Origin of the sequence: Endobacter medicaginis (assembly GCF_014192375.1) — a bacterium.
Classification (GTDB): Bacteria; Pseudomonadota; Alphaproteobacteria; order Acetobacterales; family Acetobacteraceae; genus Endobacter; species Endobacter medicaginis.
Genome location: NZ_JACHXV010000001.1, coordinates 402,934 through 415,882 on the forward strand (window position 1 = coordinate 402,934; position 12,949 = coordinate 415,882).

The 12,949-nt window shown below is 69.6% G+C and carries 11 protein-coding genes; 10 read left to right on the plus strand and 1 reads right to left on the minus strand.

The annotated features are described in order from the left end of the window. The first annotated feature begins 28 nt into the window (after positions 1-28). The 6 genes from FHR90_RS01785 to FHR90_RS01810 all read left to right on the plus strand — a co-directional run bounded on the left by FHR90_RS01785 (position 29) and on the right by FHR90_RS01810 (position 5,832). Complete coding sequence (locus FHR90_RS01785) at positions 29-994, plus strand: lysophospholipid acyltransferase family protein (RefSeq protein ID WP_176623958.1); 966 nt, start codon at positions 29-31, stop codon at positions 992-994. Between the two features lie 160 nt (positions 995-1,154). Beyond that, positions 1,155-2,606 (plus strand): tRNA (N6-isopentenyl adenosine(37)-C2)-methylthiotransferase MiaB, encoded by a 1,452-nt coding sequence (gene miaB, locus FHR90_RS01790; protein WP_266152595.1) that lies wholly within the window; start codon positions 1,155-1,157, stop codon positions 2,604-2,606. 86 nt (positions 2,607-2,692) lie between these two features. Further along, entirely contained in the window at positions 2,693-3,793 is a 1,101-nt protein-coding gene (locus FHR90_RS01795) for a PhoH family protein (protein ID WP_183274676.1), read from the plus strand. Between the two features lie 41 nt (positions 3,794-3,834). Next, the gene (gene ybeY / locus FHR90_RS01800) at positions 3,835-4,362 is read left to right on the plus strand and encodes an rRNA maturation RNase YbeY (RefSeq protein ID WP_176623463.1); all 528 of its coding nucleotides are present in this window, start codon (positions 3,835-3,837) and stop codon (positions 4,360-4,362) included. Continuing rightward, complete coding sequence (locus FHR90_RS01805; RefSeq protein WP_176623461.1) at positions 4,359-5,273, plus strand: hemolysin family protein; 915 nt, start codon at positions 4,359-4,361, stop codon at positions 5,271-5,273. Before ybeY ends, FHR90_RS01805 begins: the two co-directional genes overlap by 4 nt. Before the next feature lie 34 nt (positions 5,274-5,307). After that, complete coding sequence (locus FHR90_RS01810; RefSeq protein ID WP_176623459.1) at positions 5,308-5,832, plus strand: P-loop NTPase family protein; 525 nt, start codon at positions 5,308-5,310, stop codon at positions 5,830-5,832. A 109-nt stretch (positions 5,833-5,941) separates the two neighbouring features. Here the strand turns inward: FHR90_RS01810 and FHR90_RS17705 are convergent, their stop codons facing one another. Continuing rightward, entirely contained in the window at positions 5,942-7,123 is a 1,182-nt protein-coding gene (locus tag FHR90_RS17705; RefSeq protein WP_183274648.1) for a diguanylate cyclase domain-containing protein, read from the minus strand. Between the two features lie 276 nt (positions 7,124-7,399). Between FHR90_RS17705 and rimP the strand changes: the two genes are divergently transcribed. The 4 genes from rimP to infB are packed head-to-tail and all read left to right on the plus strand — an operon-like array spanning position 7,400 to position 12,947. Then, positions 7,400-8,026: a ribosome maturation factor RimP gene (gene rimP, locus FHR90_RS01820; protein WP_256124146.1), complete on the plus strand. Its 627-nt coding sequence runs from the start codon at positions 7,400-7,402 to the stop codon at positions 8,024-8,026. Positions 8,027-8,048: 22 nt separating this feature from the next. Next, positions 8,049-9,596: a transcription termination factor NusA gene (nusA, locus tag FHR90_RS01825; protein WP_176623455.1), complete on the plus strand. Its 1,548-nt coding sequence runs from the start codon at positions 8,049-8,051 to the stop codon at positions 9,594-9,596. Then, entirely contained in the window at positions 9,574-10,248 is a 675-nt protein-coding gene (locus FHR90_RS01830) for an RNA-binding protein (RefSeq protein WP_176623453.1), read from the plus strand. The genes nusA and FHR90_RS01830 overlap by 23 nt, the downstream gene beginning before the upstream one ends. Then, on the plus strand, positions 10,245-12,947 hold the full coding sequence (gene infB / locus FHR90_RS01835) for a translation initiation factor IF-2 (RefSeq protein ID WP_183274649.1): 2,703 nt from the start codon (positions 10,245-10,247) through the stop codon (positions 12,945-12,947). Before FHR90_RS01830 ends, infB begins: the two co-directional genes overlap by 4 nt. Positions 12,948-12,949 lie beyond the last annotated feature (2 nt).

Below are 12,949 nucleotides of genomic sequence, written 5' to 3' on the forward strand. Positions count from 1 at the left end.
AATCGAGGCAAGGCTCTAACGGTGGGGCATGTCGACGTCCCGCGCCGATCCGGCGGAACTCGCGCCGATCCCAGCCAATGGCGCGTATCCGCCCGAAGCGGGGCCGGCCGGCGCGACGGACGACTCCCTCGCTCCCTTCGCCAACGACGCGCCGGAGTCGCCGCTTCGGCGCCTGGTGCGTCGGGCACGCGCCATCCGCCGGCTGCTGCTGATCGTGGTGTGGACGCTGGTCGCGGCTGCGATCCAGTCGGTGCTGCTGATGCTGCCGGGCCGGGCCAAGGCGTCGTTCGCGCGGTTCTACTGGTCGGTGGTGAGCCTGTTGCTGGGCATGCGGATCCGGGTCATCGGTGCGCCGATCGCCGGGCGCATGCATGATGCACGCGCCGCCGAGCGCCGGCCGGTGGTCTATGTCTCCAACCACTCGTCCTGGCTCGACGTGCCGGTGCTGGGTGGGCGGCTGGTGGCGTGTTTCGTCGCCAAGGACGATGTCGCGAGCTGGCCGGCGGTCAGTACCGTGGCCCGGCTCGGCCGCACCTTCTTCGTCTCCCGCCAGCGCGCCAACACGGGGCGCGAGCGCACCGAGATGCGGCAGCGCCTGTCCGCAGGCGACGACCTGATCCTGTTCCCCGAGGGCACCAGCTCCGATGGCACGAGGGTGCTGCCGTTCCATTCCTCGTTCTTCGCCATCGCCGATTGCGGGGCGGATGCGGCGGCGACCGGCACGCCGCTGGTGCAGCCGGTCTCGATCGTGTTCGACCGGCTCGGCGGCCTGCCGGTGGGTCACAAGCAGCGGCCGATCTTCGCCTGGTATGGCGACATGTCGCTCGCCCCGCATGTCTGGCAACTCGCCCAGCACCGCTCGATGCGGGCGACCATCCTGCTGCATCCGCCGCTCGATCCGGTCGATTTCGACAGCCGCAAGTCGCTCTCCCGCGCGGCCTACGCGCTGGTCGCCGACGGGATGGCCGCGCTGCGCCAGAACCGGATGGGCTGAGCGCCGCTTTCGGTTGACATCCGCGCCGGGACTGCCGAACCTGTGGTCGTTCATCCGGAGTGCTCTGGCCCGATGATCGATTCGGTGTCCGCTTTCTCTTGACCCGCACCTGCCCTTGCCTGTTTCTGCGCCGCTCGCGTCGCAGCAGGAGGGATGATCCGTGAGCTCGCCGAATTCCACCAAGGGACTGCACGTCATCACCTGGGGCTGCCAGATGAACGTGTATGACAGCGCGCGGATGACCGACGTGCTCGCGCCGCTGGGCTACCGGCCGGTCGAGAGCCCCGATGCCGCCGACATGGTCATCCTCAACACCTGCCATATCCGTGACCGCGCCGCCGAGAAGGTCTTCTCCGAGCTCGGCCGGCTGCGGCTGGTCAAGCGCGAGCGTGCCGACCAGGGCCGCGACACGGTGATCGCGGTCGCCGGCTGCGTCGCCCAGGCCGAGGGCGAGGAAATCACCCGCCGCGCGCCGTACGTGGACATCGTGCTCGGCCCGCAGACCTATCATCGGCTGCCGGAAATGGTCGCGCGTGCGGCGCGCGCCGGCGGCAAGGTCATCGAGACCGACTTTCCCGCCGAGCAGAAATTCGACTTCCTGCCCGAGGCGATCACCGCGCAGGCGGTGCCCGGCGCGTCGGCCGCGGCCCCCGGGCTGACGGCCTTCCTCACCGTGCAGGAAGGCTGCGACAAGTTCTGCTCGTTCTGCGTGGTGCCCTACACGCGTGGGGCGGAATCCTCGCGCCCCGTCGCCTCGGTGCTGGCGGAGGCGCGCCATCTCGTCGCCCGTGGCGCGCGCGAGATCACCCTGCTCGGCCAGAACGTCAATGCCTATCACGGCACCGGCCCGGACGGGTCGGACTGGTCGCTGGCGAGGCTGGCGCATGCCCTGGCCGAGATCGACGGGTTGTGGCGCATCCGCTACACCACCTCGCACCCGCGCGACATGGATGACGACCTCATCGCAGCGCATCGCGACCTGCCGCAACTGATGCCGTTCCTGCACCTGCCGGTGCAGTCGGGCTCGGACCGCATGCTGTCGGCGATGAACCGCGGCCACACCGCCGACGCCTATCGCCGACTGGTCGACCGCCTGCGCGCCGCCCGGCCCGATCTGGCGCTGAGTTCGGATTTCATCGTCGGCCATCCCGGCGAGACCGAGGCCGATTTCGAGGCCACCCTGCAGCTCGTGCGCGACATCGGCTTCGCGCAGGCGTTCAGCTTCAAGTACTCGCCGCGCCCCGGCACGCCCGCCGCCGGTGCGCCGCTGCGCGTCGCCGAATCTGTCGCCGACCAGCGCCTCCAGGCGCTCCAGGCACTGCTTCGCGAGCAGCAGGCGGCGTTCAACGCCGATTGCGTCGGCCGCCGCGCCGAGGTGCTGTTCACCGGTCCGGGCCGTCATCCGGGCCAGATCGCCGGGCGCACGCCCTGGCTGCAACCGATCCATGTCGAGGGCGGGGAGTCGCTGATCGGCGCCCGCGCCCTCGTTGACATCCGCGCCGCCGCGACCAACTCGGTATCAGGCGCGCTGATCGGCGGAGCGCGCATCGCCCCGTCGCAGACTTCAGAAGTGGACTGCCTGCAACCTGCCTTGGAGGACCACCGCGCTTGAACCAGATCCCGAGGGATTTCCGCCGCTCCGCCCGAGCCGCCGCCGGCCTTTCGGCAGGTGCACCGCCTGAAACCAGTACCGCGGCGATGACCTTCGATGACAACCACCTGCTGAGCGAGCTGCTCGGCGACCACGACCGCAATTTCGCCCGTCTCGAGCAGGGGCTCGGCGTGCGTCTCTCCTGCCGCGGCAACCGCGTCGCCATCACCGGCGAGCCGGGCCGCGTTGCCCTGACCCGCTCCACGCTGGATGCGCTCTACACGCGGCTGCGTGGCGGCGGCAGCGTCGGGCCGGCCGATATCGACGCCGCCATCCGCTTGTCCGGCGTGCATGGCGAGGTGTTCGAGCCACGCTCGCCCCGGCGCGAGGCCGCCGACCGCGCCGTCGTCGCCGCCCTGCGTCCATCCCCGGGCGTGGTGTCGAACGACGACCCTCGCCTGCCGTTCTCCGACCTGCCGGCGATCCGCACCCGCCGCGGCGCGGTCGGTCCGCGCTCGCCGGGGCAGGCGAGCTACATGGAGATGCTGGCCAGCAACGAGATGGTGTTCGGCATCGGTCCGGCCGGCACCGGCAAGACCTATCTCGCCGTCGCCCAGGCCGTCGCCATGCTCCAGGCGGGACGTGTCGATCGCATCGTGCTGTCGCGTCCCGCGGTCGAGGCCGGCGAGCGGCTCGGCTTCCTGCCGGGCGATCTCAAGGAGAAGATCGACCCCTATCTGCGGCCGCTCTACGACGCGCTCAACGACATGATGCCGCCCGACCAGCTCGTCCGCCGCATGGCCACCGGCGAGATCGAGGTCGCCCCGCTGGCCTTCATGCGTGGCCGCACCCTGGCCCACGCTTTCGTCATCCTCGACGAGGCACAGAACACCACCTCGGCGCAGATGAAGATGTTCCTCACCCGCATGGGCGAGGGCACCCACATGGTGATCACCGGCGACCTGTCCCAGGTCGACCTGCCCTCGGGGGTGCGCTCCGGCCTGCGCGATGCGCTCGACACGCTCGAGGGCGTGCCGGGCATCGCGGTGAACCGCTTCGAATCCCGCGACGTGGTCCGCCATCCGCTGGTGGCCCGAATCGTTGATGCCTATGACCGCCGCGAGGCGGCGCGAAAGAACGGCCCTGCGCGACAGTATGAGACCGACCATTTCATCGAAAATGATGACGACGCGGGGCCGTCGGCCTAAATAGCGCCCATCACAACGCGGCCATCGCCGCCCAAAGGACCATGGAACCCCGAAGTACCCCCGGCCCGGCGCATGATGACGCAGACGCCATCACACGCCGGGCGCACAGGCCCGTCATCGACGGCGCCCTCGATCCCGACATCCTGATCCTCGATTCACGCTGGCACCGGCTGGTGCCCGACGCCGAACGCTGGATCCGCCGCGCGGCCCACGCCGCCGGTGGCGCAGGCGCGGTGGTGCTCGACAGCGACCGTCGGGTGAAGGCGCTCAACGCGCGCCATCGCGGCCGCAACAAGCCCACCAACGTGCTCACCTTCGAGCCACCTCCGGGCTTCCCGGGCGGCGACATCATCCTTGCCTTCGAGACCGTGCGCGACGAGGCGCTCGCGAAGGGCTGGCGGCCGGCGCATCATCTCGCCCATCTGGTCGTGCATGGCGCGCTGCACCTGCGCGGCGACGATCACCATCTCGCCGGCGAAGCGCGGCGGATGGAGATGCGCGAAACCCGAATCCTGCACCGTCTCGGCGTGCCCAACCCGTGGCGGACGGGCGGGAGCGTGCGGCCATGAGCGAACACTCCGACCGCGTCGACGAGCCCGGCTCCGAACGCGGTCCCCGTCTGGGCCGGCTGGGTGGCTGGTTCGGCCGCAAGCGCGATCTCGGCGTGCGCCACTCGATCGCCGAGCTGGTGCGCGAGGCGGCGGAGGCACGCGAGGTGGAGGGTGAGGCGCCCGAGCTCGACCGTCAGGAACGCGCGCTGATCGCCAACGTGCTGCGCCTGCGCGAGACCTCGGCCTATGATGTGATGGTGCCGCGCGCCGATATCGTCGCGATGCCGCTCGACACCGATCTGGCCGGCGCACTCGAGATCATGCGTCGCGAGAACCATTCGCGCCTGCCGGTCTACCGCGAGCAGCTCGACGACGTGGTCGGCATGGTCCATCTCAAGGACGTGGTCGGCTATGTCGGCACGCCCGAGACCTTCTCGCTCGAGGCGCTGCTGCGCCCGCCATTGCTGGTCGCGCCCTCGCTGCCGGTGCTCGACCTGCTGCTGCAGATGCGCCAGCAGCGGACCCACCTGGCGCTGGTGATCGACGAATATGGTGGCATCGACGGGTTGCTGACCATCGAGGATCTGGTCGAGACCATCGTCGGCGACATTGCCGACGAGCATGACGAGCCGATCGCCGAGGATTTCGTCGAACGCCCCGACGGCACCATCGAGATCGACGCCCGCCTGCCCGTCGGGACGTTCGAGGAACGCGCCGGCCGCGTGCTGACCGAGGAGGAGCGCGAGTCCGAGATCCATACCGTCGGTGGCCTGGTGTTCCGCCTTGCCGGGCGGGTGCCGGCACGGGGGGAAATCCTCACCCACGACAGCGGCACCGAGTTTCGGGTGCTGGATGCCGATGCGCGGCATATCCGCAAGTTGCGGGTGCGGCTGCCCGAGAAGAAGGACGAGGATCAGGACGCGGCGTGAGGCGGGAAGACGTCTTTCTTCGAAAGAACAGGCCGTGACGCCGTTATCGCAGCTGGGCTGTCGGATCTGCATTCTCGGGCCATCGAACAGCGGCAAGTCGACGCTGGCGGTGGCGATCGGGGACAAGCTCGCAGTGGAGGTCGTGCATCTCGACCGTCTGCGCCACAGGCCGCAGACGGACTGGCAGCCCCGGCCTCAAGCCGAGTTCATCGCGCTGCACGACTGCGCGATCGCGGGCGAGGCGTGGGTGATGGAAGGCAATTATTCGGTCTGCCTGCCGCAGCGTCTCGCCCGGGCGACGGGGGTGATCGTGCTCGATGTGTCGGCCGGGCTCAGCCTGTTGCGCTATCTGCGACGCTGCTGGTGGCGCGCAGATCGCGCGGGCGGTCTCGATGGCGGGCACGATAGCGTCAAATGGGAGATGATCCGCCACATCGTACTGATCACACCGACCAATCGGCGTCGCTATCGTGCACTCTATCACGATCTCGGCCTGCCGAAATGCCGTCTCGCATCGCGCCGGCGGATCGAGGCGTATCGCCATCGCGAAGGGCTGTGAGGGCCCGGACACGGCAGACGGCGGCTCACCCGATATCCCCTGTGCGGGGAGCGTGCCGGGAGATTGAGCGCGCTTGCCGATCCCCCGGCATTGGGCACCCAGTGACAGGTCAGGCCGGGGCGAGGTCTGTCGCCGGGCAGGGGGCAAGGCGAAAGGTGCCGCGGCCCGAACGCTTGGCCTCGTAGAGCATGGTGTCGGCCAGATGCAGGAGATCGGAGATGCCCAGGCGCGCGGCGAGCGTCGCCCCGCCGATACTGACGCCGATCCGGATCGGCGGCAGGCCATCGAGCTGGAAGGGTGCCGTGGCCACGTGCACCAGCGCCTCGGCGATCCGGTGAACCCGCTCGGGCGGGGCCGGCGAGAGAATGACCGCAAACTCGTCGCCACCGAGCCGGGCCAGGATATCGCCCTCGCCGAGGGCCCTGGTGAAGCCCTGCGAGACCGCCCGCAGCAACTGGTCGCCGGCGATGTGGCCCAGCGAGTCATTGACGGCCTTGAATCCGTCCAGGTCGAGATACAGCACATGGCCCGTCGCCGCGCCCGGGTGCGCGGCGACGTCGCAGGCCGCCTGCAGGCATTGCATGAAGCGTGCCCGGTTCGGCAGGCCGGTCAGCGGGTCGTGATTGGCGAGATGGTCGGTCATGCGCTGCGCCCAGAGCGACCTGGCGAGTACGGCATGCAGCCGGGCGACGACCGTGAAGATCACCATCAGCCACACGGGTACCAGCAGCACAATCGGCAGTACCTCCGATCTCAGCGAAATCGCCGTCAATATCACGAAGGTGATGATAAGGATCGACGCGGACAGACGCGCGGCGCGGGGGATGCCCGCATTGACCATGCTGTGGCCGACCGCGATGGCGGCCGTCTGCACGGCAGCAATCACCATCAGGCCCCTATGGCCGCTGGACATCGCGACCCCGCCGATGAGGCCGGCGCTGAATGCGCAGGCCAGTGTCGCCGCAAGCATCGGGCCATCGCCGCGCGCCCGTTGCACGGGTCCGGTATAGAACCATCTCGCCGCCGAGGTCAGCGCGGCGAACATCGCCAGGGGGGCCGTGGCCTCGAGGCCGCCAAGACAGCCGCAGCAGGTGACCAGAATCGCGATCATGATGATGCTGCGCAGGACGTCGTTGCGGGTGGCCACCCCCATGACACCGAGCTGCGGCCGGATCGGCTCGTCATCCTGGCTGTCCGGGGCGGTCAGCCAGGACGTCAGGGCGGCCGCACGGTGTGCGACGCGCCGAAGGCGAGGGACAGCGAGGTGCTCTGTCTGTGCTGGTGGATCCACTGGCCCCGACCTCTGCGCGAGGGTGCGCATCTCATGACCATGATGCGCGCGAGAGGCTTAACAATCGGTTCACGCCGATACAGGTCGCTCGCTGCGGACGATCCGCGAGACAACCCTTGTATTCGGGCCGGTTTGGCTCTATCTGGCGCACATCAACGACAATCTCCACGATCCCGGGAGGTGGCCTGCAAGGGCCGCCCTTTCGGCTTTGGAGCGCAGACCTTGGACCACGACGAGCTCGATCACGACGATACGCCGTTCACCGCCACCGGTCAGTTGACCGCGGGCGGGCTCGATGCGCGCATCACGGCCGCGATCCAGCCGGGGCTGGAGGCGATGGGCTATGATCTGGTCCGCGTCGCCGTGCTGGGCCGCGAGCGGCCGACCGTGCAGGTGATGGCCGATCGCGCCGACGGATCGCTGATCGGGGTAGCGGATTGCGAGGCGATCAGTCACGCGGTCAGCGCCATTCTCGATGTCGACGATCCGATCCCCGGGGCGTGGAACCTGGAGGTCAGCTCGGCGGGGATCGACCGGCCGCTGACCCGGGCGAAGGACTGGGTGCGCTTCGCCGGTCATCTGGCCCGCGCCGAGACGATGGTGCCGGTGGCCGGGCGCAAGCGCTTCAACGGCATCATCATCGGTGCCGACGACCATTCGGCCACGCTGCGGCTCGATGACGGTTCCGACGTGGTGCTGCCGCTCGACGAGCTGCGCCGCGCCAAGCTGGTGCTGACCGATGCGCTGATCGCGGCCACCATGCCCGAAGGCGCGGACGAGCCGGACGATCTTGAGACCGAAGCGGGGACGGCGCAGGAAGCGGAGGTGTCTGCCGATGCCCCCCGTCGCGGTCCCGGACGATTTGCCAACCGGCGCGCCAAGCCGCGCGCCAACCGTCACTGATTTCGAGAACACGAGGACGCCGATGGACACCTCCGTACACCGCCCCGAACTGCTGCTCGTCGCCGATGCCGTGGCGCGCGAGAAGTCGATCGACCGCGAGGAAGTGCTCGAGGCGATGGAGCAGGCGATCCAGAAGGCCGGCCGCGCCAAATACGGCCATGAGAAGGACATCCGCGCCACCATCGACCGCCGCACCGGCGATGTGCGCCTGCAGCGCTGGACCGAGGCGGTCGAGGTGGTGGAGAACGAGGAGACCCAGATCCCCGTCCATATCGCGCGCAAGTTCCAGCCCGGTATCGAGATCGGCCAGCACCTGGTCGATCCGCTGCCGCCGATCGATTTCGGCCGCATCGCCGCCCAGACCGCCAAGCAGGTGATCGTGCAGCGGGTGCGCGAGTATGAGCGCAAGCGCCAGTACGACGCGTTCAAGGACCGGGTCGGCGAGATCGTCAACGGCACCGTCAAGCGTACCGAATACGGCAACCTGATGGTCGAGATCGGCAATGCGGAAGCACTGCTGCGCCGCGACGAGCTGATCCCGCGCGAGAACTTCCGCAACAACGACCGCGTGCGCGCCTATATCCATGACGTGCGCGACGAGCCGCGCGGCCCGCAGATCTTTCTCTCGCGCAGCCACCCGGCGTTCCTCGCCAAGCTGTTCGCGCAGGAAGTGCCCGAGATCTACGACGGCATCATCGAGATCAAGGCGGTCAGCCGCGATCCCGGCTCGCGCGCCAAGATGGCGGTGATCTCGCGCGACAGCTCGATCGATCCGGTGGGGGCCTGCGTCGGAATGCGCGGCTCGCGCGTGCAGGCGGTGGTGGCCGAACTGCAGGGCGAGAAGATCGACATCATCCCCTGGAGCCCGCAGGCGGCGACCTTCGTGGTCAATGCGCTGGCCCCGGCCGAGGTGTCGAAGGTGGTGATGGACGAGGATGCCGGGCGAGTCGAGGTCGTGGTGCCCGACGAGCAGCTGAGCCTGGCCATCGGCCGTCGCGGCCAGAACGTGCGTCTGGCCAGCCAGCTCACCAAGTGGGACATCGACATCCTCACCGAAGCGGAAGAGAGCGAGCGCCGGCAGGAGGAATTCCGCCGCAAGACCGGTGTGTTCGTCGAAGCGCTCGATGTCGATGACGTGATCGCCGGCCTGCTGGTGACCGAGGGCTTCGAGACCATCGAGGAGCTGGCGTTCGTGCCGGTCGAGGAACTGGCGGAGATCGAGGGTTTCGACGAGACCGTCGCCGAGGAACTGGTGCGCCGCGCCTCCGGTCATCTGATCCGCCGCGACGAGGCGCTCAACGAGCAGCGCATCGCGCTCGGCGTGACCGACGACGTCGCCGCCTTCGAGGCGTTCAGCCCGACCGGGCTGGTCGCCCTCGGCGAGAAGGGGGTCAAGACGCTCGACGACCTCGCCGATCTGGCCGGTGACGAGCTGGTCGAAATCCTGGGATCGGATGCGATCGACGAGGAGACCGCCAACGAGATCATCATGGCGGCCCGTGAGCACTGGTTCGCGGCCGAGAACGGCGAGGCCGCCGAGGCCGCGCATGAGGAGCCCGGCCACGCCTGACGCGCCCGACATCGAACTGCCCGAAGCCGAGGAGACGGGTCCGGTCCGGCAATGCGCCGTCACCCGGACCCGCAAGCCGAAGGAGCAGTTGATCCGTTTCGTGGTGTCGCCGGACCGGCTGGTGGTCCCCGACCTCGCTGCAAGGCTGCCCGGCCGGGGAATCTGGTTGAGTGCGGAACGGGATGTGATAGAAAGCGCCGCGAAGCGGGGTGTGTTCGCACGCGCCGCACGCGGTTCGGTGACGCTGCCGCCCGATCTCCCCGCCCTGCTGAAGGACGCGTTGACCCGGCGCATCGTCGATGCGCTGGGCCTGACCCGCCGGGCGGGTCAGGCGGTCAGCGGCTTCGCCAAGGCGCGCGAGTGGATCGCGTCGGGGCGGGCCGCACTTGTGGTTGAGGCTGCCGATGGCAGTGCGGACGAGCGTTCGCGCCTGCTGTCGGGGGCAAGGCACCTGCCGGTGGTGGCGGTGCTGGATGCGGCAGCACTGGGCACGGTCTTCGGCCGTGACCATGTGGTGCATGTCGCGATCGCGCCTGGCCGGCTGGCCGAGCGGCTGATCGTCGACGGTGAGAGATGGATGGGGCTGTCCGGTCAACGACAGCCCGCTCCGACGGGTCGATCCGGCGGAGATGGGGAACAGGCGGGTCTATGAGCGACGGCAACGAGCACGACACGGTGAAGGGCGAGGCGGGGCGCGGCAGCAGCAGGCTGTCCTTGCGTCCGGCCAGCCGCGGGGAGGTCGGACCCACAGTGGACGGCGGCTCCGTGCGGCAGAGCTTCAGCCATGGCCGCTCCAAGGTGGTGCAGGTCGAGGTGCGCAAGCAGCGCACCCCGCGTCCGGGTGCGCCGGCGCCGGGTCAGCCCGGCTCGGGTGGGGGCTCCGGCGGTGGGGCGCAGCGCAGTGGCTCGGGTGCGGCGACGCGTCCGGTCGGCGCCGGCCGCGCGCTGACCGCGGGCGAGCTTGCCACCCGCCAGCGCGTGCTCGAGCAGCAGCGTCGCGAGGCGGCGGTGCGCGAGGCGGCCGCGAAGGAAGCCGAGCGCCGCGAGGCCGAGCGTCGCGAGCAGGAGTCGATCTCGATCCGCTCCGCCGCCGAGGAAGCCGCGCGCCGCGAGGAAGAGGCGCGTCGCGCCGAGGCCGAGAACGCGCGTGCCGCCGAGCGGACCCGTGAGGAAGAGGAGGCCGCCCGTCGCGCCTCCGAGGCCGAGGCTGCCGCCGCGCTCGCCGCGCAGGCGCTGCCGATGCCGCAGCTTCGCGTAGTCGGAGAGGCGCCGGTGCGTCGCACCGAGCGTCCGGCCCCCACCACCGCGCCGGCGCCGCCGGCCGAGACCCTGCGCCTGCGGGCACGCACCGAGGAGGAGGACCGCGCCCGCACGGGTGTGGTGCGTCGTCCGGGTGCGGCGGTGCCGCCGCGCAAGCCGCAGGTGGCCGCGCCCAAGAAGGGTGGCGATCCGCGCCGCGGCGGCCGTATCGACGTGCGCGCCGCGATCGAGGGCGATGACGACAAGACCCGTTCGCTGGCCTCCGTGCGTCGTCAGCGCGAGCGCGAGCGTCGCCAGGCCGATCTTGACCGGTTGCGCTCCGATCAGATGCGCGTCGTGCGCGACGTGGTGCTGCCCGAGACGATCACCGTGCAGGAGCTCGCCAACCGCATGGCGGCGCGCACCGGCGAGGTGATCAAGTCGCTGATGAAGCTGGGCGTGATGGCGACCATCACCCAGTCGATCGACGCCGACACCGCCGAGCTGGTGATCCAGGAATTCGGTCACCGTGTCCGCCGTGTCGCCGACAGCGATGTCGAGCTCGGCATCGAGGGCATGGAGGACATCGAGGAGGATCTGGAGCCGCGTGCGCCGGTCGTCACCGTGATGGGCCATGTCGATCACGGCAAGACCAGCCTGCTGGACGCGCTGCGCGCCACCGACATCGCCGCCGGCGAGGCGGGCGGCATCACCCAGCACATCGGCGCCTATCAGGTGCAGATGAAGAGCGGTGCGCGCATCACCTTCCTCGACACGCCCGGCCACGAGGCCTTCACCTCGATGCGCGCGCGTGGTGCACAGGTGACCGACATCGTCGTGCTGGTGGTGGCCGCCGATGACGGCGTGATGCCGCAGACCATCGAGGCGATCAGGCACGCCAAGGCGGCGGAAGCGCCGATCATCGTGGCGATCAACAAGATCGACAAGCCGGGTGCGAACCCAGAGCGCGTGCGCCAGGAGCTGCTCAGCCACGACATCGTGGTCGAGAGCCTCGGCGGCGACACGATGGATGTGCCGGTCTCCGCGCTCAAGCGCGAAGGCCTCGACAGGCTGGAGGAGGCGATCCTGCTCCAGGCCGAGGTGCTCGATCTGCGCGCCAACCCGCGCCGCACCGCCGAGGGCACTGTCATTGAGAGCCGTCTCGATCGCGGCCGCGGTCCGGTGGCGACCGTGCTGGTGCAGAAGGGCACGCTGGATCAGGGCTCGATCGTGGTCGCCGGCGCCGAGTGGGGCCGGGTGCGCGCGATGCTCGACGATAAGGGCCGGGCGCTCAAGGAAGCCGGCCCGTCGGTCCCCGTCGAGGTGCTCGGCCTGTCCGGCGTGCCGGGCGCGGGAGAGCCGTTCGTGGTCGTCGAGGGCGAGGCGCGGGCGCGCGAGATCAGCGAGTTCCGTCAGCGCAAGCTGCGCGAGAAGGCCGCTGCCGGTGCGGCCGCGTCGCGCGGAACGCTCGACCAGATGCTGGCGCGTATCGCTGCCGGCGCGCAGTCCGAGGTCGCGGTGCTGGTCAAGGCCGACGTGCAGGGCAGCGCGGAGGCGATCCAGGCCACCGTGCTCAAGCTCGCGCACGAGGAGGTCAAGGTCCGCGTGCTGCTGTCGTCGGTGGGTCAGATCACCGAGAGCGACGTGCAGCTGGCAAAGGCGTCGAACGCGGTCATCGTCGCGTTCAACGTGCGCGCGACCAGCCAGGCGCGCGAACTCGCGCAGCGTGACGGGGTGGATATCCGCTACTACTCGATCATCTACCAGGTGGCCGATGACATCGAGCAGCTCGTGCGCGGCAAGATCGCGCCCAAGCATCGCGAAAAGTTCCTCGGCTATGCCGAGATTCGTCGCGTGTTCGAGATCACCAAGGTCGGCAAGGTCGCCGGCTGCTACGTCACCGAGGGCGTGGTCAAGCGCGGTTGCGGCGTGCGTCTGCTGCGCGACAACGTGGTCATCCACGAGGGCGAGCTCAGCCAGCTCAAGCGCTTCAAGGACGATGTCAAGGAAGTGGCCCGCAACTACGAATGCGGCCTCTCTTTCCATGGCTATAACGACCTCAAGGAAGGTGACGTCGTCGAGTGCTTCGAGAGCGAGCTGGTGCCGGCGTAAGA

What these genes read in the sequence shown, in the direction of transcription:
- FHR90_RS01785 (WP_176623958.1), top strand. Translation starts at nt 29, where the DNA reads ATGTCGACGTCCCGCGCCGATCCGGCGGAACTCGCGCCGATCCCAGCC.
- FHR90_RS01795 (WP_183274676.1), top strand. Translation starts at nt 2,693, where the DNA reads ATGACCTTCGATGACAACCACCTGCTGAGCGAGCTGCTCGGCGACCAC.
- ybeY (WP_176623463.1), top strand. Translation starts at nt 3,835, where the DNA reads ATGGAACCCCGAAGTACCCCCGGCCCGGCGCATGATGACGCAGACGCC.
- FHR90_RS01805 (WP_176623461.1), top strand. Translation starts at nt 4,359, where the DNA reads ATGAGCGAACACTCCGACCGCGTCGACGAGCCCGGCTCCGAACGCGGT.
- nusA (WP_176623455.1), top strand. Translation starts at nt 8,049, where the DNA reads ATGGACACCTCCGTACACCGCCCCGAACTGCTGCTCGTCGCCGATGCC.
- FHR90_RS01830 (WP_176623453.1), top strand. Translation starts at nt 9,574, where the DNA reads ATGAGGAGCCCGGCCACGCCTGACGCGCCCGACATCGAACTGCCCGAA.
- infB (WP_183274649.1), top strand. Translation starts at nt 10,245, where the DNA reads ATGAGCGACGGCAACGAGCACGACACGGTGAAGGGCGAGGCGGGGCGC.